This window comes from Gordonia sp. NPDC127522 (genome assembly GCF_042672305.1).
Lineage (GTDB): Bacteria > Actinomycetota > Actinomycetes > Mycobacteriales > Mycobacteriaceae > Gordonia > Gordonia hongkongensis.
Map to the genome: position 1 here is coordinate 105,448 of NZ_JBHXVK010000011.1, position 17,600 is coordinate 123,047.

Annotated in this window: 14 protein-coding genes; 10 read left to right on the plus strand and 4 right to left on the minus strand. The window is 67.1% G+C overall.

Going from position 1 to position 17,600, the window contains the following annotated elements:
• Nucleotides 1-109: 109 nt before the first annotated feature.
• Nucleotides 110-778, plus strand: coding sequence for an HAD family hydrolase (locus ACFVHY_RS17135; protein ID WP_390273979.1), 669 nt, complete (start codon nucleotides 110-112; stop codon nucleotides 776-778).
• 77 nt (nucleotides 779-855) lie between these two features.
• Nucleotides 856-1,827 carry a 4-(cytidine 5'-diphospho)-2-C-methyl-D-erythritol kinase gene (locus tag ACFVHY_RS17140; RefSeq protein ID WP_390273981.1) on the plus strand — a complete coding sequence of 324 codons (972 nt, stop codon included), beginning with the start codon at nucleotides 856-858 and terminating at the stop codon, nucleotides 1,825-1,827.
• Nucleotides 1,828-1,844: 17 nt separating this feature from the next.
• Here ACFVHY_RS17140 and ACFVHY_RS17145 read toward each other — a convergent pair whose 3' ends face one another.
• Both ACFVHY_RS17145 and ACFVHY_RS17150 read right to left on the minus strand, forming a co-directional pair.
• Entirely contained in the window at nucleotides 1,845-3,752 is a 1,908-nt protein-coding gene (locus ACFVHY_RS17145) for an FUSC family protein (protein ID WP_390273983.1), read from the minus strand.
• Between the two features lie 11 nt (nucleotides 3,753-3,763).
• Nucleotides 3,764-4,786 (minus strand): linear amide C-N hydrolase, encoded by a 1,023-nt coding sequence (locus tag ACFVHY_RS17150; RefSeq protein WP_390273986.1) that lies wholly within the window; start codon nucleotides 4,784-4,786, stop codon nucleotides 3,764-3,766.
• Between the two features lie 730 nt (nucleotides 4,787-5,516).
• Here ACFVHY_RS17150 and ACFVHY_RS17155 point away from each other — a divergent pair.
• The 7 genes from ACFVHY_RS17155 to ACFVHY_RS17185 all read left to right on the plus strand — a co-directional run bounded on the left by ACFVHY_RS17155 (nucleotide 5,517) and on the right by ACFVHY_RS17185 (nucleotide 13,792).
• Nucleotides 5,517-6,281: an ATP-binding cassette domain-containing protein gene (locus ACFVHY_RS17155; protein WP_390274057.1), complete on the plus strand. Its 765-nt coding sequence runs from the start codon at nucleotides 5,517-5,519 to the stop codon at nucleotides 6,279-6,281.
• Between the two features lie 2 nt (nucleotides 6,282-6,283).
• A complete protein-coding gene (locus ACFVHY_RS17160; protein WP_390273987.1) occupies nucleotides 6,284-8,248 on the plus strand; it encodes a YhgE/Pip family protein in 1,965 nt (654 codons plus the stop codon).
• Nucleotides 8,249-8,330: 82 nt separating this feature from the next.
• The gene (locus tag ACFVHY_RS17165; protein WP_390273990.1) at nucleotides 8,331-9,743 is read left to right on the plus strand and encodes a glutamate decarboxylase; all 1,413 of its coding nucleotides are present in this window, start codon (nucleotides 8,331-8,333) and stop codon (nucleotides 9,741-9,743) included.
• Between the two features lie 76 nt (nucleotides 9,744-9,819).
• The gene (locus tag ACFVHY_RS17170) at nucleotides 9,820-10,485 is read left to right on the plus strand and encodes a hypothetical protein (protein ID WP_390273992.1); all 666 of its coding nucleotides are present in this window, start codon (nucleotides 9,820-9,822) and stop codon (nucleotides 10,483-10,485) included.
• 32 nt (nucleotides 10,486-10,517) lie between these two features.
• The gene (locus ACFVHY_RS17175; protein WP_390273995.1) at nucleotides 10,518-11,507 is read left to right on the plus strand and encodes a helix-turn-helix domain-containing protein; all 990 of its coding nucleotides are present in this window, start codon (nucleotides 10,518-10,520) and stop codon (nucleotides 11,505-11,507) included.
• 9 nt (nucleotides 11,508-11,516) lie between these two features.
• Nucleotides 11,517-12,587 (plus strand): helix-turn-helix domain-containing protein, encoded by a 1,071-nt coding sequence (locus ACFVHY_RS17180; protein WP_390273997.1) that lies wholly within the window; start codon nucleotides 11,517-11,519, stop codon nucleotides 12,585-12,587.
• A gap of 110 nt (nucleotides 12,588-12,697) precedes the next feature.
• Nucleotides 12,698-13,792 carry a lipase family protein gene (locus ACFVHY_RS17185; RefSeq protein WP_390274059.1) on the plus strand — a complete coding sequence of 365 codons (1,095 nt, stop codon included), beginning with the start codon at nucleotides 12,698-12,700 and terminating at the stop codon, nucleotides 13,790-13,792.
• 30 nt (nucleotides 13,793-13,822) lie between these two features.
• On the opposite strand, the gene ACFVHY_RS17190 is transcribed toward ACFVHY_RS17185, so the two are convergent.
• Entirely contained in the window at nucleotides 13,823-15,649 is a 1,827-nt protein-coding gene (locus ACFVHY_RS17190) for an ABC-F family ATP-binding cassette domain-containing protein (RefSeq protein ID WP_390273999.1), read from the minus strand.
• Between the two features lie 32 nt (nucleotides 15,650-15,681).
• Nucleotides 15,682-16,488 (minus strand): SGNH/GDSL hydrolase family protein, encoded by an 807-nt coding sequence (locus ACFVHY_RS17195; RefSeq protein WP_390274061.1) that lies wholly within the window; start codon nucleotides 16,486-16,488, stop codon nucleotides 15,682-15,684.
• A gap of 188 nt (nucleotides 16,489-16,676) precedes the next feature.
• Between ACFVHY_RS17195 and ACFVHY_RS17200 the strand changes: the two genes are divergently transcribed.
• Nucleotides 16,677-17,582, plus strand: a complete 906-nt coding sequence (locus tag ACFVHY_RS17200) for a type IV toxin-antitoxin system AbiEi family antitoxin domain-containing protein (protein ID WP_390274000.1) — start codon at nucleotides 16,677-16,679, stop codon at nucleotides 17,580-17,582.
• Nucleotides 17,583-17,600 lie beyond the last annotated feature (18 nt).

Sequence of the window (17,600 nt, forward strand, 5' to 3'; positions counted from 1 at the left end):
GTGTAGCCATGAGTCATGGGTCCGAAACCCGGGACGCTCGAGACGGTGGTGCCCGGACACGGACGTTCGACGACGGGGCGCGGTTCTCGACCCCGGAAACGAGGCGCAGATGCCAGACCGGACAGCGGATGGGTCGATCGACACCGTGCTGCTCGATGTCGACGGTACGCTCGTCGACTCCACCTACCTCCACGCATTGGCGTGGATGCGGGCCTTCGCTGCTCACGACCTGATCCCGCAGTGGTGGCAGGTGCACCGGGCGATCGGCATGGGCGGCGACCGTCTCGTCGGCGAGTTGCTCGGCGACGACGTGGAGGAATCACTCGGTGACACCTTGCGCGACGAGTGGGAGGAGGCCTATCGCGATCTGCTGCCCGACGTGCGGCCCCTGCCCGGCGCGGCCGATCTGGTGAGGGGACTGCTGGACGGCGGCTACCGGGTGGCGCTCGCGTCGTCGGGCAAGTCGGAGTTCACCGACGCCGCGCTCGAGTCGATGGGATTGTCGCGGAACGACTTCGCCGCCGTGACCACCTCGGACGACGCAGATTCGTCCAAACCGGCGCCCGACATCCTGTCGGTCGCGCTCTCCGCGGCCGGCGGTGGACAGGCTGTCGTCGTCGGCGACACCGTGTGGGACGTGGCGTCGGCGCATCGCCTGCCGGCGGAGTGCGTGGCGGTGCGGTCCGGTGGATTCGCGGAGGGTGAGTTGCGCGACGCGGGCGCGGTGCTGGTCGTCGAGCACGTCGGCGAACTCGTCGACCGCGGCTGGCGACCCTGATCGACGGCAGCTGGAGCCGCCGGACCGACCGCATCGGTGGGCGCGGGGCCGACGCCGGGGCGCTAGGCTGGAGCATTGTGTCGCGAACGTCGCTGTCGGTGGTGTCGGACTCCGTCACCGCGCGGGCTCCGTCGAAGGTCAATCTGCACCTCGGGGTCGGTCCGCGCCGCGAGGACGGCTACCACGACCTCGTGACCGTCTTCCAGGCGCTGTCCCTGCACGACGACATCAGGGTCGCCCGGGCCAACGAGATGAGCATCACGGTTCGTGGCGAAGGCGCCGGGTCGGTCCCGACGGACGAGTCCAATCTGGCGGTCCGGGCCGCGCTGGCACTGGCCGAGTGGGCGGACCGTCCCGGCAAGGTCGCGATCGACATCGACAAGACGATCCCGGTGGCCGGGGGCATGGCCGGTGGCAGCGCGGATGCCGCCGGGGCGCTGGTCGCACTCGCCGCCCTGTGGAAGCTCGACATCGGCCGCGACGACCTCGCCGCGATCGCGGCGGACCTGGGCAGCGACGTCCCGTTCGCGTTGCACGGCAACACCGCCCTGGGTACCGGACGCGGCGAGCGGCTGATGCAGGTCCTCTCCCGCGGTGACTTCCACTGGGTGCTCGCGCTCGCACGCGACGGGCTGTCCACGCCCGCGGTGTACCGCGAACTGGATCGTCTGCGCGACAGCCGTTCCGGAGAGTGCGCCACCGACGACGAACGCGACCTCCTCCGCCGCCCCGACGAACTCATGCAGGCACTGGCGTCCGGTGACCCGCACGCGGTGGCGCCCCTGCTGCACAACGACCTACAACCGGCGGCGCTCTCGCTGCAGCCCACCCTCCGCCGGACCCTGCGTGCCGGAATCGACGCCGGAGCACTGGGCGGCATCGTGTCCGGCTCCGGTCCGACGTGCGCCTTCCTGTGCGCCGACGAGACCGGCGCGGTGAACGTCGCCGCCGAACTGTCCGGCGCCGGCGTCGCCCGGTCGGTCCGCACCGCGAGCGGTCCCGCCGCCGGTACGCGCGTCCTCGGAGCCGATGTCCGCCACCGATCGTGATCACCCGTCGGCCTGGGTCATCCTTCGTGCTCGGTCGGCGCAGGCCGGGACCGGCGGCCGATCATGGACCGGAGGTGTGCGAGTTCGTCAGCGAGTTCACGCACCGCGGGGTCGGTCGAGTCGTCTTCTGCTCGTGTGGGAGGCCGGGGAGTACGGCGAGGGGACTCACCGGGGGTGACCTGATGGTCGAGTGAGATGAGTTCTCCGGCGAGCGCCGACAGGTCGGCGGCGAGCGGAGTCGTCGTCGGCGGCGTCCGAGATGCGGCGGCGCCGGTGATCCGGTCGGCGACACGCTCGGTCGCGCTGATCACCGGAATCCAGGCCCAGGCTTCGGCGCCGGCGGGAGGCGGCTCGGACAGTGTGCGCTGCAGGGTGGTTCGGGCGTCGGAGAGACGGCGATACACGGTCCGACGGTCGGCGGACACGATGTCGGCCGGCGCGTCGTCGGCCACGTCCTGTGCATAGCGGCCCAGGACGGCCAGGGTCTCGTCGAACGGCCCGGCCATCTGTGCATGGCGTGTGGTGGGCCAGATGAGATATCCGGCGACGATGACGATCGCGCCGCCGATGACCGTGGTGGCCACGCGGGCCGCACTGGTGTCGGGGACCGAGTCATGGGGGACCACGAGGTCGAGCAACACCATCACCAGCGGAGTGAGGATCAGCGCCTGCCATAGATACGATCGCGCCATCGCCCAGGGCAGGCATGCCGCGAGCAGCGCGATGACGAGTCCGGGGACGATCGATCCGTCGAGAGGCACTGTGACCGCTACGGCGATGACGGCGCCGCCGATGGTGCCGATGCAGCGCAGCACCGCCCGGCTGAACACCGAACCGAGATCTGGTTTCATCACGAGTGCGACGGTCAACGGGATCCAGTATCCGTGGGCCATCGGGACGAGAAAGTAGGCCGTGTACGCCAGCCCGGTACACAGCCCCAGGCGACCAGCCGACCCCAGTAATGCCGGACCGGGTAGGGACAGCCTCACTCTCTCGGTCGACGACAGCGCCTCTGTGGGCTGCGGGGGGTCGTGCCAGATCGCGTCCTCGAGCATGCCGAGACGGATCAGGGTTCCGTCTGCCGGGCGAGACGGAGGGCGGCAGTGGCGAGTGAGTGCATCCGCCAGGGCGTCCAGTCGTGAAGCCGTCGCCGCGGAGAGGTCTCGGTCCGCATCATGGGCGAGAAAGCGGGCCATCAGTTGGTCGGCGGCACGGGAGATCCGGGCCGACCGGTCGTACAGGGGCACGGGTCCGCCCGCGGTGCCACGAGTTGAGACCGCCATCTGGTCGAAGGCGCCGAGCGCTCTGATCGCTCGGGAGCGCTCGGCGGCCAGGTCTGTGGTACCCGTGGCCTGGGCGCGCGCGAACGCCGCGAGCGCGCGAACCAGCGTCACCAGTGAGTCTTGCTGCGGCCGTTGCCGACTGACGACGGCTTCGGCCGCGAGTGCCAGGGTGTAGAGGCCGGCTCCGGCGATGAACAGTGCCGCCGGCTCCCAATAGGGCCGGGCGGCCGGTACACCGATCGCGATCGCCGCGATCACCATCGCCTGCATCGTGGCGACGGACACGACACCCGAGTAGCCGCTCAACACCCCCGACGCGCAGGCGATGGCCGTCATCACCGCGATTGTCACTACGTGCGGGGCGGTCGAGAGAGCGCCCAAGAAGTACGCGGCGGCTGCCAGAGGCGTGGTGACCGCGGCCTGGCGAAATCGTTCGCGGTACGCCACCGGATGTTCGCCGGCCGACAGCAACAGGGCCGCCATACTGACCCACATCGCGATCAACGCATGTCCGGTGAGTGCGCCGAGGACCAGTGGTCCGGCAATGGTCACCGCGGACCGGATCGACCGTCCGAGTGGCCACGTCGCCGGGGTCGCGGACAGAAGCGCCCGCATCCACACCGCGGGCCGCCACTCGGCCACGGCCGTGTCGTTCAGTGCGAGTCCTGCGACCCGGCCAATTGAGCGAGGAGCGCGAAGGACAGGAAGGTCATCGGCCCCTCGTCGGCGAACTGGCCACTGACGTTGCCTGCGATCCCGCCTTCCACCGACAGCTTGCTCTGCAGGTCGAGCTTCAGTTGAGGAGAACCCTCGGTGAAGTCGAGGTCGTCGAGGTCCACCCAGACGATGTTCGGGCGCGTGGTCGACTCGTACACATACCGCTTGTTGGTCAGATCCGTGACCGTCTGCCAGATGGTCTGCGACGCATCAGGTTTGCCGGGATCAGGTAGCCGGAAGGGTTGTGCCGCATTGCGGATGACGCTGAACATCCCGGCGATCGCGTCGACCTTGCCCGCAGGCTGTGGGAGGCGCCCCGCGTAGTATGCGGCCCTGGCGAAACGGTGCTCGGCCTCGGTGTCACCGGGCAGGGGCTGATCACCGCCCAGGCCCTCCCACCGGCCGAGCAGTTCGATCTGCTTGTCGTAGGTCGGCGAATTGGTCATGACATGGTACGAGCTGTCGTGATAGACGACGGGTTTCCCGTCGATGTATTCGATGACCGCCGAGTCGCCGCTTGCGTCGTCGAGCGCGAGGTGGATGGTGGGCGGGTTTCCGCCGGTGGGGTCGGGCATCTGGATGACCTGGACGTTGGTGTCCTCGATCCACTGCACGGCATCGGCGACGGTTGCGAAGTTGTCGAGGAAGTACTGCAACCACACCGCCTGGCTCAGGGCGGGTCTGGACTTGTCGTGCTCGCCGTACGTCGACTCCGCCAGCCAGAGGACGTGTCCGGCGAGTCCGGCTTCGTTGATGCCGTCGACGGAGATGATGTCGAACGCGGCAGCGATCACGCTGCCGTACTTCGAGGTCCAGGTGAGTTCGCCATCGACGCCGTCATCGCGGCTGATGCCGCGGGGCTGGGTCCACAGGTTGGTCATCAGGTCTTTGTGGAAATCCATGTTGCGGCCCACGAGCACTGCGCCGGCGGCGTCAGGCCAAATCACTCGGGTGCACATCGTCGACCACCACTTCCTATGTAGCGCAATTGATTTGACTGGCCGAAGGGCCTGCGGGCACGAATGTACCAACGGACAGCGTCATCGTCTGAGGTGATTCGCCTGGGGCGTATCGCCTTTCGCGATTCAGTGACTCACTTCAGTCGAACAGAACCCTAATAGTTTCAAGGGTCCGGTCGGCGCTTCGGGACCCATCTGGCACAGAATCGTCGTTTTGTGGTCTCAAAATCCGGGCAGATCACGGGGTGTCCATTTGGGACATTCCAGGCGCGGATTCGTGCCGTCTTTGACGCGGTCGGCAGTGGACGGCTGCGGGGTCGGTTGGATGGAGTCCATCACGATCTCGTCACGTCTCGGGTGTTCGACATCTGGCTTATTCGCGTGAAAAGTGCTGTACAGCAACGTGCTCGATCGATCAGCGTGTGCTCCGACATGATGTGGCACGCGTCCCTCGACGCCGGCGCTGCTCACAGATGGACGCGAGCGAGCGGGTGCACCAGCGGATCTCGAATCGAGGAGTATCGCTGTCCCGTGGCGCAATTCGGCGCTAGTCTCCGCCCGTAACAGAAGCTGAGCCGGGCAGATGGAAGTCTCAATCAGTGCGCTGTTCGAGCAGAGTCTCTAGTCCCGAACAAGCGGGACGAAAAGTCCTGTGTCATTGCCGTCGGGGCAGAACGATGCCGATCTCCGCGGAATCCGCGGGTCGCCACTCGGAGATGAGAGGTCCATGATGAGCACGACCGGAGAACACGGGCGCGAGAATCCGGGTCCGATCGAAGTCGACGGGTATCGCGACCCGGACGAGTTCCTGGTCATCGCCCAGGGGATCGCGGTACGTGCGTCCTGGGGGCCGATCTTCGGGCCGACCGATGTCGCCATCAGGCCCGGGGGCGTCACGGTCCTGGAGGGCTCCGGTGGACGCGGCCGAACGGCACTCCTGCTGACCCTTGCCGGACGGATGGCGCCCACCAGCGGTTCGCTCACCGCGTTCGGCCGGACCAACGATGCCCGGAGGCTATTCGCGAACGCGGCCATCGCCGACATCGACGAGGTCGATGGGATCGAGCAGACCATCCGGGTCCGGGATGTCCTGACCGAGCAGATCCGTTGGCAGGCCCCGTGGTTCCGATGGGTGGGGCAGTCGACCGCCGAGGATCTGGAGCGGTTGTGCCGGCCGGTGTTCGGGCCGCTCACCCTCCCGCATCTCGATTCCTTCGTCGAGGAACTGCCCGAGCTGACCGCTGCACTGTTCCGCATCTCGATGGCGAACCTGAGGCGACCGCCGCTGCTGGTCACCGGTGGCGTCGACCGGATGACTCGGACGAGCAGCGCGCGCCAGTTGCTGGAGCGACTGGTCGACCTCGGGCGCCAACAGACGGTCGTCACCGCCGATGTCAACGGTGTCCACCTCGATGTCGGCGTCCGCGATGTCCTCCGGGTCGACAACCTCACCGACGACGAGTTCGTGCGAATCGTCTCAGAAGATCGGAACTGAACATGCTTGCCGCATTCTCGCCGGGCAGCGACTTCAAGCGTTACTACCGGGGCCGCATGCCCCGACTGGCGCTGATCGTCATCATCCTGATGCCGCTGATGTACGGCGCGCTCTATCTGTGGGCCTTCTGGAATCCCTTCAACGCCGTGGACAAGATCCCGGTCGCTCTCGTCAACGCCGACAGCGGCGCCGTGGTGCAGGGTGAACCCCTCAAAGCCGGTGACCAGGTCGCCGCGGGCCTGATCGACTCCAAGCAACTCGACCTCCATCCCGTGTCGGCGAAGGAGGCAGAGGAGGGTGTCGCGAACGGGACCTACTACTTCTCGATCACCCTTCCCGCGGACTTCAGTGAGGCCCTGGTGTCCCCGACGAGCGGCACGCCGCGATCGGCCGAGCTGATCTTCACCTACAACGACGCGAACAACTACTTGTCGACCGTGATGGGGCAGGACGCCGCTCAGCAGGTCGTCAACCAGGTCGGGGCGCAGGTCGGTGCGCAGACCTTCGACATCGTTCTCAACGATGTCAGTCAGATGATCCCGAAACTGCGGCAGGCACAGGCCGGAGCCAATGAGCTGAACACCGGAATGCAGACCGCGAACACGGGTGCCAATGAACTGGCCACCAACCTCGTGACGGCACGCGACGGCGGTCAGCAGCTGGCCGGCGCCCTCGACGAGCTCGACACGGTAGTCCAGCGCGCCACGACCCCGCTGGTCGCGGCACTCGGGCAAGGCAGTGGTGCCGGGCCGAGCCCGCAGGAACTCGCGGCGACCGCGTCTCGGCTGGGCGCCACGAGCGGGTCCATCGCCGAGCAGCTCGGAGCAGTGTCCTCTCGGCAGTCTCAGGCGAGTCGATTGCTGTCCGACGCTGTGACTCGCCTGCGGTCCAGTCCTGACCCCAACATGCGTGCCATTGCCGACACCATCGCACCAGCCCAATCGCTGCTCGACACGGGGGGATTGAGTCCCGACGCGAACAACCAGCTGGCACAGCTGCGAACGGACGCCCAATTGTTGTCCGGTCAGTTGTCGAACCCGCAGAGCCCGACGCGGATCGCGCTGGGCTTGTTCGCCGATGACGGCCTGCGCAATGATGTTCTCGCCGCACGGTCGGCGGCCGCGCAGTTGAGTTCGGGTGCCGACCAATTGAGCACCGGACTGATCGAACTCAGCAACGGAGCCGACCAGCTGGCAGCGGGAACGGACAAGCTCGCAGCCGGTACCCAGCAACTCGCGAACGGGATCAACGAGGGCGTCGCGGCGATCCCTGCCTGGTCACAGCAACAGAAGGACGAACTGACCGCGACCCTGGCCCGCCCGGTCGCGCTGCAGGAGAACACGCTCAACGAGGCCAAGACCTTCGGCACCGGTTTCACGCCGTTCTTCTTCGGACTCGCACTCTTCGTCGGTAGCATCATCGCCTGGATGTTGTTCAACCCGTTGCAATCCCGGCCGATCGCGCAGGGTCTCAACTCGTTCCGCGTGGTTCTGGCGTCGTTTGCCCCGACCTTCATGGTCGGACTCCTGCAGGCCACCATCCTGTACGCGGTGGTTGTCTTCGCGATCGGGCTTCGGCCGGCGTATCCCGTTGCGACATACGGCTTCATGCTGCTGATGGTGGCGATGTTCCTCGCGATGATCCAGATGTTCAATGCACTGTTCGGCCCAGCGGTCGGGCGGGTGGTCACCCTGGCCTTCCTGATGATCATGCTCACCTCGGCGGGAGGTATCTATCCTGTCCCGACCACGACGAAACCGTTCCAATACATCCACTGGGTGGACCCGATGACGTACACCGTCAACGGGCTGCGGCAATTGACGGTCGGCGGCGTCGACCATCGCCTGTGGATCGCCGTCGGCGTCGTGGCAGGCCTGACCGCGGTGTTCCTCGCCGTGTCCACCTGGGCGGCGCGCCGGAACCGTCAGTACAACATGGACCGTCTCTACCCGCCGGTCGAGGTCTAGGCAGAGGAGCTCTGGTACGCCCTGGTGAAGTCGTGACACCCCGAACCATCCGCCATCACCCAGCTTTTCCGAGGAGGAAGACATGAGCACCATCGAACACTCGAACGCCCGAACCACCACCAACGCAACCGATTCGCTGTCCATCAACCCAGTGTTCGTCCGACCCGGTGAGGCCACCGAGTTGCCGAAGTTCCAGATTCCGGACGGAATGAGCCTGCCCCAGACGGCATATCAGATCGTGCACGACGAGGCCATGCTCGACGGCAACGCGCGCCTCAACCTCGCGACCTTCGTCACCACCTGGATGGACGACGAGGCACGGCAACTCTACGCCGAGACCTATGACAAGAACATGATCGACAAGGACGAATATCCGCAGACCGCGGCGATCGAGGACCGATGCTGGAAGATCCTCGCCGACCTGTGGCACGTGCCCGACGTCGACTCGTCGATCGGTACCTCGACCATCGGCTCGTCGGAGGCGGCCATGCTCGGGGGCCTGGCGCTCAAGCGGCACTGGCAGGCGCGCCGCAAGGCGGAGGGCAAGTCGACCGAATCGCCGAACCTGGTCTTGTCGACCGCGGTTCAGGTCTGCTGGGAGAAGTTCCTCAACTACTTCGAGGTGGAGCCGAGGTGGGTTCCGGTCACCGAGGACCACGTCGTCTTCGACGGTCACGAACTCGAGAAGTACGTCGACGAGAACACCATCGGTGTCGTGGCGATCATGGGTGTCACCTACAACGGGTTGTACGAGCCCGTGAAGGCGATCTCGGAGAAGCTCGACGAGATCCAGGCGTCGACCGGACTGGATGTGAAGATCCACGTCGACGGCGCGTCGGGTGCGATGATCGCGCCGTTCTGCCAGCCGGATCTGGAATGGGACTTCCGGGTACCGCGGGTGGTGTCGATCAACACCTCCGGGCACAAGTACGGTCTGGTCTACCCGGGCCTCGGCTGGATCGTCTGGCGCGACACCGAGTCCCTGCCGGAGAGCATGGTGTTCCACTGCAGTTACCTCGGTGGTGACATGCCCACCCTCGCGCTCAACTTCTCACGGCCGGGCGCACAGGTTCTGTTGCAGTACTACAACTTCCTGCGTCTCGGGCGGGAAGGCTACCGACAGATCCAGCAGAGTTCACTGGATGTCGCGCAGTACCTGTCCGGGAAGATCGCCGAGATCGGACCGTTCGAATTGGTGAGCCGGGGTGACACCATCCCGGTCTTCGCATGGCGGCTCAAGCCCGATCACACCGCGAACTGGACCCTGTTCGATCTGTCCGACCGGCTACGGATGAAGGGCTGGCTCGTCCCCGCTTACCCGATGGCGGACAACCTCGCATCGATGACCCTGCAGCGCATCGTCGTACGGGCGGGGTTGAGCCACGATCTGGCGACCGCATTGCTGACCGACATCGTGGCCGAGGTCGACTTCCTCGACAGTCTCGATGCTCCGATGCCGCGAGTCTCGGACACCGGTTCGCACTTCCACCACTGATGTCCCGGTGCCGGGGCGCCCGTTGACGCCCCGGCACCGGGACGCGTGGTGTCCGACTACTGAGGACGCACAACACATGAGCATCGCTGTCGAGCCCCGGCACTGGCGCCATCTCCTGCTCGAACCGACCCTCGGCAAGCAGTGCTGGGGTTTCGTCATAGGCTCCGCACTGTTCGCACTCGGATCGGCCCCCGGGTTCGGTTCCTGGGCGGGGGCGTCGAACTCCAACCTGTGCTACTTCGTCGGGGCCTGGTTCTTCACCGCGGCCGGACTGGTCCAACTGCTCCGCAGCGGACCCGCCACCGTCTCGGTCGATTACGGTTCGGGCACGATGGTGCGCGCGGAATGGCTTGCCGCATCGACTCAATCGGCGGGCACTATCATGTTCAACGTGAGTACAGCCTCCGCGCTCACCGCCCATACCGCCGCGGCCGACAAGCATTTCGTCTGGTCTCCCGACGCGGCAGGTTCGGTGGCATTCCTCATCAGCGGTGTCGCCGCGATCATCGCCTACACCCGCACCGACCGCTGGTGGAATCCGCGGAGCGTCGACTGGTGGTCGACCCAGATCAACTGGATCGGCTGCGTGGCGTTCGCGGTGTCCGCGGTGGGCGCCTACGTTCTCGCCGACGGCAACAGCCTGGACAACACCCTCGCCAACACGGGCACGTTCGTCGGCGCGCTGTGCTTCATGGTTGCGTCGCTGATCATCGCGCCAACCTGGCGCCACCACGACCGATGACACCGATCTGGCAGTCAGCGGACACTCCGTCGTTGTTCTCCGACGATGTGGTCGAGCAGTGGTACGGGCGTATCGGTGCCTTCAGTCCGATCGGACAGAGCGCGACCCGGCACGTCTATCGGGCAGGCGCGGAGGGAGCCGCGCAGTACCTTCCGGCGCTCACGGTCTCCGGTCCGGACGGCGTCGAGAGCTTCGCCGAGATCGTCTTCTGGCGACCGCTGGGGTTGATCTGCGCGTTCGCCGCGTTGCGAGCGCCGTGCACGATGACCGGCAATGGCCGATCAGCGGTCGCCGGATACGAGTCCCACGTGATCGTCGGCACCCAGTCGATACCCTCTGCGGGTGTCGTGACCGACGGCCGGACGTCGACGACGTATCGGGGCAACGACTTCCTGGGCGTTCTGGACACGTCGCAGGACTTCACCCACACAACGTTCGACATCAGCGACCCGGTCGGCGTGTGGATTCCCTCCGCGTTGCTCTCGGAGGACTGCAGCCCCGGCGTACTGGTCGCCGAGAGTCCGCTCGCTCGATCCGCCGCAGCTTTCCTCCGCAACTTCGCCTTCGAGGTCGCCGTGCGCGGCTCCGACACCGACGCCGAGGCGGAACTGGCCGCCATCGACGTCGTCCGTTCTGCGCTGCGTAGTTCGACCGGGAGTGGGCACGAAGAGGGGAACGCCCAGGCGATACAAGACGCCACACTGTCGCTCATCGAGCAGAACTATCGTGATCCGGGTTTCTCGGTCGAGTCGATCGTCCGGAGCCTTCATGTCAGCCGGCGCCACCTCTATCGGATGTTCGCGGGTGCCGGCGAGTCACCCGCCGCGCTGATCGCGCGACGCCGGCTGGAACGGGCGAGAACTCTGCTCGAGACCTCAGGCGAGATCACGATCGATCGTGTGGCGCGGTCGTCCGGATTCACTTCAGGAGCGATCTTGCGCAACAGGTTTCGATCTGAGTTCGGGGTGACCCCAGATCAGTTCCGCCGTCGCCGGATCGAGAACTCGACAGCGGACGGGTGACGTGAGCACGTGACAGCACGCGGGTACTCGCGGTCCGGTTTGGATTCGGCCGTGGTCGACGAATGGTATGCGCGCTGGGGCGTGCGCGATCCAGGTGAGCTGGCGGCGCCACTCCGGCTCCGGGGGCGGGCCGGTCTGGCCGCCTACTCTTCCGGCTTCAGTTCCGTCAGCGCGGAGCCTCCGGAGTCTTTCGAGTCCATCGTCTATCACCGAAAGCTGTCGATGATGATGGCGCACTGTGAGTTGCACACGCCACGACGAACAGAGCTGACCGAGAAGACGATCCGCGCTCAGCCCACGGAGCTGGTGATCGTGGCCGCCCATGTCCTCGATGGTGAACTGCAGATCACGCAATACGGCAAGCGGATGTCGTATGGCGAGGGTCAACTGGTGGTCCTCGCGCTCGACAGCCCATTCGTCAACGTCGTCGAATCCGTGATCGACTCGGCGATGATGCTCATCCCGAAGCGACTGCTCGGGCTCACCGGTTCCGCATCGGACGGGCCGGTTCTACCGGCCGCCGCAGACTCCCTCGTGTCGAGATCGGCGGCGCAGTTCGTGCGCCGCTTCGTCGGCGACGCCGCGATACTCGGGCATGAGGTGACGCCGAACATGGAGATCGCCGCCATCCGCATGATTCGCGAGGCGATCGGCTTGCACAGTTACCATGAGCGTCATCCGCAGCACGACAGCATCATGGTCCGAGAGGCCGCACTCGAATTGATCGAACGAAACCACCGCGATCCGGAGTTCACCGCGGATTCGATCGCAACCGAACTCCACATGAGCCGCCGGCATCTGTATCGCCACTTCGCCGCCGCGGATTCCACTCCCGCGGTCCTGCTCAAAGAGCGTCGGCTCGCCAGCGCGATGGAATTGCTCGCGGATGCTCGGGAACTGCCCCTCGACGAGGTTGCGCGGCGATCGGGCTTCGCCTCCACGTCGGCCATGCGCAACCGCCTGCGGACGGAGGTCGGCATGACTCCGGGCGACTTCCGTGCCTCGATCCGGCCCCCGATCGCCGGTGCGTCGGCCCCCTCGCGGCAACCCCGCGGCCGTTCGGGCGACAACGCGGTCTGACTTGGAGTAGGCCGCGACCCCGAACGGGACCTGGTTACAGTTGGACGATGCGTGTGCGACCTTCCACGACTCCCGTCGCGATGGCCCGGTGGATCCTGTCGGCCGCGCTCATGCTCGTGGCCCCGAACGTCGTGGTGCCGACCGCCGATGCGGCGGCGCCGGAGAACGGTTTCGTCTTCACCACCATCGACGTCCCCGACGACGAACTCCCGTCGGCGGCCGGCTCGGGCACCCGCCTGACCTATGCGACGCGCGATCAGAACGGCCGCCCGGCGATGTCGAGCGGCGTGTACTGGGTGCCGAAGGGTACGCCGCCCGCCGGTGGCTGGCCCGTCGTGTCCTGGGCACACGGGACGGTCGGCCTGGCCGACGAGTGCGCGCCGACCCTGCACCGGCTGGGCGACGGTGTCGAGGCCCCGGTGCGCGCGGCGCTCGACGCCGGGTTCGCGGTCACGGCAACCGATTACGCGGGGCTCGGGTCGGCGGGGGAGACCGAATACCTGGGCGGTCGCGCGGCGGCTCACTCGGTGATCGACATGATCCGCGCGGCGCGGTCGGTCGACGCCTCGCTCGGATCACGCTGGGTGTCGACCGGGCACTCCCAGGGCGGCCACGCTGCGCTGCACGCGGGCCGTCTCGCCGCGGAATTCGCACCGGAACTGCCGGTCGCCGGCATCGTCGCGATCGCCCCGGTCTCGTCGCTGGAGAACCTCTTCGGTCTGTTCGGACCCCGCGTGCCCGGCCTCGGCGCGCTCAATGTGCTGAGTGCACCGTTCCTGTTCACCCTCGCCGGTCTCGACCACGCGAATCCAGAACTCCGCGTCACCGAGTCCCTGACGTCGGACGGCAAGCGTTTCCTCGACCGCGCGCGTGCCCGGTGCAACGGGGATCTCGTGGACGCGTTGCGGTCGGTGCCGCCGGGCTCACTCGTGGCGTCGTCGTTCACGGCGGAGCAGGACTTCCGGGACGCCCTGCGGGAGTACGCCGAGGTGCCCGTTTCCGGCTACCCGGTGAAAGTCACGCTCGCACATGGTCTTCTCGATCCCGTGCTGCCGTACCCGCTGAGTCGTTCGCTGCGGTCCGCGATGCGCGACGCCGGCACGGATGTGGACCTCAAGACCTACGCGCGGGCCGATCACAGCGGCGTCGTCGACGAGTCGCTGCCGGACGTGCTGGCCGCGATCCGGGAATCGTTCGGCCGCTGAGGTCGGGCCGACCGGTTCTCGCGGAGTCGATCACTCGACGCTCTCGCCGAGTTCCATCCAGCGTTCCTCGAGTTCCTCGAGTTCGGATTCCATGCTGCGGATGCTCTCCGTCTCCGCGGCAAGGCCTTGGTAGTCGGACTGATCATGGTCGGCGAGCGCGGTCCGGGCAGCATCGATCTTGCTGTGCAGCTTGTCGATCCGACGCTCGAGGGAGGCGAGCTCCTTGTTGGCCGCGCGCAACTCGGCGCCGCTGAGGGTCGAGCTCGACACGCCGCCGTTCCCCGAAGCTGTGGCGCTCGTACCGGATCCGTCCGATGTCGGTCCGGAACCCGACGTCTTCGCCTGTGCCGAGCGGAGTCTCAAGAACTCGTCGACGCCGCCGGGGAGGTGGCGGAGCCCGCCGTCGAGGACGGCGAACTGCTGATCGGTGACCCGCTCGAGGAAGTACCGGTCGTGCGAGACGACGATCAGCGTGCCGGGCCACGAGTCCAGCAGGTCCTCGAGCGCGGCGAGCATGTCGGTGTCGAGGTCGTTGGTCGGCTCGTCGAGGATCAGCACGTTCGGAGCGTCGAGCAGGATGAGCAGCAACTGCAGCCGCCGCTTCTGCCCGCCCGACAGGTCGCGGACCGGGGTCGAGAGTTGCGCGCCGTCGAAGCCGAGCCGTTCGAGCAACTGTGACGGCGACAGCTCCTGTGCCTTCGACCCGGAACCGAAGGTGTACGTGGTCTGCAACTGGGCGATCACGACACGGACGGGGTCGTCGAGGTACCGGTCGAGATCGTCGAGGCGTTGGGTCAGGGTGGCGACCTTGACCGTCTTGCCGCGTTTGACCCGGCCGCCGGTCGGTTCCACGGTTCCGGCGATGAGGCCGAGCAGCGTCGACTTGCCCGCGCCGTTGACCCCGAGGATCCCGGTGCGCTCACCGGGCGCCAGCCGCCACTCGACGCCGTCGAGGACGTTGCGGTCACCGTAGGAGACCGACACGTCGAGCAGGTCGACGACGTCCTTGCCCAGACGAGCGGTGGCCAGTGACTGCAACGCAACCGTGTCCCGGACCGGTGGGACGTCGGCGATGAGGGCATTGGCCGCGTCGATGCGGAACTTGGGCTTCGACGTCCGGGCCGGCGCGCCGCGGCGGAGCCAGGCCAGTTCCTTGCGGGCGAGATTCTGTCGTCGTGCCTCGATCGCGGCGGCCTGCCGGTCCCGTTCCACCCGCTGCAGGATGTACGCCGCGTAGCCACCCTCGAAGGGCTCGACGACGCGGTCGTGGACCTCCCAGGTGACCGTGCACACCTCGTCGAGGAACCAGCGGTCGTGGGTGACCACCAGGAGCCCGCCGGCGTTGCCCGGCCAGCGTCGCTTCAGGTGGTCGGCGAGCCAGGTGATGGCCTCGACGTCGAGGTGGTTGGTCGGCTCGTCGAGCGCGAGGACGTCGTGCTCGCCCGCGAGGAGGCGTGCCAGCGACACGCGACGGCGCTGACCACCCGACAACGAACTGGTGGGCGCCGTCCATTCGACGTCGCCGAGCAACCCGCCGATGACATCGCGGACCTTCGCGTCGCCCGCCCATTCGTGTTCGGGACGGTCGCCGACGACGGCGTGCCCGACGGTCTCGTCGTCGTCGAAGACATCGACCTGGTCCAGCACGCCGATGCGGACGCCGCCGCGGACGGTGACGCGACCGGAATCGGGTTGCATCCGTCCGGCGAGCATCGCCAGCAGGCTCGACTTACCGTCGCCGTTTCGGCCCACGATGCCGATCCGGTCGCCCTCGTTGACCCCGAGGGACACCGATTCGAAGACCTTGGTGGTCGGGTATTCGAGGCCTAGGGTTTCCGCGCCGAGTAGATGAGCCACCCGACAAACGCTAGTGGGTGACCGGTCTCGACCTAACGGCGGATGGCCCCGTTGATCATGGCCGCGAACGCGACGGCGCCGGCCTGGTTGACGTGGAAGGGCAGCGCGATCCGATTCGACAGCGCGCTCTCGTACCAGGGGTTGATGAGGTTGCAGGCATCGTGTCCTGCCGATCGTCGGTTGGCGTCGATGAAGGTGCCGCCGACCTCGGTCGACGCCCGCCACAGCGCACCGTTGGCACGGTTGAAGACCTCGCGCATCCACCGGGCGTCGGGGTCACTCAGCGGGACCAGCGGCCAGCACCCGGTGAACCCGATGAAGCCGCCCAGCCCGACGACGATGAGCTGGGCGTGCGGCGCCTTCTTCCGGATCGCGCGCAGTGCGGGGGTGACGCGGTTCTCCATGAGTTCGATCCGCCACCGGACCTCGTTCTCGAGGGCGCGGTTGTGGCGGCAGCGCCGATCGGTGAACGCCGGGGTCCGGCATTGCGAGAAGATCGCGCCCCAGCGCATGTCGTTGCCGCCGATGCTCACGGTGATCAGCTGGACGTCGCGCGGAACCAGGTGCAGCTGAATGGGTTTCGTGCCACCGCTGGTGTGCTGCGGGACCCGGTACAGGTGTGCCGACTGCGCGCCCGCGCACGAGGCGTCGATGAAGCGTCGCGGCAGGGTCGCGCCGGCGACGAGGGTGGGGTAGTTGAACGCCGACCGCTTGCATCCGCCGAAGTAGGCGGGCGTCGGGGTGTAGAAGCTGCCGGACGCACGCGAATCACCGAGAGCGACGTAGGTACCGCCGGTGTAGCGCGTCGGGGTCGCCTGCGCGGGCGCGGCCGCCATCATCGTCACCACGAACGCGGTGACCAGCACCGTCGCCACGATCTGGACCCTGCCCCGAAACCTGCCCACCACCGAACACCGCTTCCACTGCCACCGAGTTTGCTCAGGGAATCTTAAGGCACGACCCCGGGTCCGACGACAGAGTGCGGGATCTGTATTGGAAACCGGCACGAATCCCGCACTCTGCGGAAATGTGGAACCGGCGCGATCTGGGATGCGTCTACAACTACATGGCCTCTGCACCCGAGTTGCGGACCTTTGTCCTCGCGCGCGACGGCGTGATCACCGCGGCGCAGGCCCGCGAGCACGGTCTCAGTCGCGCCTCGGTGGCCCGGCGGGTGAAGTCCGGTGAGTGGGTACGAGCGAGTTCCGGCGTCTATCGCCTGGCCGATCATCCGGTGACCGCACGGACCCGGACCCGACTGGCGGCCCTGCAGGTCTCCGCGGACGCCGTTCTCAGCGGACTCGCGGCGGCGTGGTGGCACGGCCTCGTGACCAAGCGGCCGACGACGATCACCGTCACCGCTTCCCGAAGCTGGCACGGTTCGCCGGAGAAGGGGACGGTGGTCATCCGGAGATCCCTCGACGCGGCCGACGTCGTGGTCGAGAAGGGACTCATGGTGACCGCGGTGCCGTTGTCCGTCCTCGAAGGCGCCGGCGAAGGAAAGATGGACGTACTCGACCGGGCACTCCAGAACAAGAAGGTCACGGTCGACGCTCTCCTCGAGACGTACCAGCGGCGACGCCGCTGCCGTGGTGCACCCGAGATGGCGAAGATGCTCGTACTCGTCGGTTCTGGTGCCCGCTCGGCTGCCGAACGGCTGACCGTGGAACTGTTCGCCGAGCACGACATAGCGGGTTGGGTCGCCAACCACCCGGTGTCCGGTTACGAAATCGACTTCGCTTTCGTCGGGAGAAAGGTGGCGGTCGAGATCGACGGCATGGCTCATCACCGGGACGCCGAGGCGTTCCAGCACGACCGCACCCGCCGCAACACCCTCATCGCCCTGGGCTGGACGGTGTTGAACTTCACCTGGGCGGATCTCGTGGAACGCCCGGGATACGTCGCGTCGCAGGTGCGACGAGCGACCGTCTGATCGCCCTCCGCAGAGTGC

What these genes read in the sequence shown, in the direction of transcription:
- ACFVHY_RS17165 (WP_390273990.1), top strand. Translation starts at nt 8,331, where the DNA reads ATGAGCACCATCGAACACTCGAACGCCCGAACCACCACCAACGCAACC.
- ACFVHY_RS17200 (WP_390274000.1), top strand. Translation starts at nt 16,677, where the DNA reads ATGTGGAACCGGCGCGATCTGGGATGCGTCTACAACTACATGGCCTCT.
- ACFVHY_RS17135 (WP_390273979.1), top strand. Translation starts at nt 110, where the DNA reads ATGCCAGACCGGACAGCGGATGGGTCGATCGACACCGTGCTGCTCGAT.
- ACFVHY_RS17150 (WP_390273986.1), bottom strand. Translation starts at nt 4,786, where the DNA reads ATGTGCACCCGAGTGATTTGGCCTGACGCCGCCGGCGCAGTGCTCGTG.
- ACFVHY_RS17195 (WP_390274061.1), bottom strand. Translation starts at nt 16,488, where the DNA reads ATGATGGCGGCCGCGCCCGCGCAGGCGACCCCGACGCGCTACACCGGC.
- ACFVHY_RS17155 (WP_390274057.1), top strand. Translation starts at nt 5,517, where the DNA reads ATGAGCACGACCGGAGAACACGGGCGCGAGAATCCGGGTCCGATCGAA.
- ACFVHY_RS17170 (WP_390273992.1), top strand. Translation starts at nt 9,820, where the DNA reads ATGAGCATCGCTGTCGAGCCCCGGCACTGGCGCCATCTCCTGCTCGAA.
- ACFVHY_RS17160 (WP_390273987.1), top strand. Translation starts at nt 6,284, where the DNA reads ATGCTTGCCGCATTCTCGCCGGGCAGCGACTTCAAGCGTTACTACCGG.
- ACFVHY_RS17185 (WP_390274059.1), top strand. Translation starts at nt 12,698, where the DNA reads ATGCTCGTGGCCCCGAACGTCGTGGTGCCGACCGCCGATGCGGCGGCG.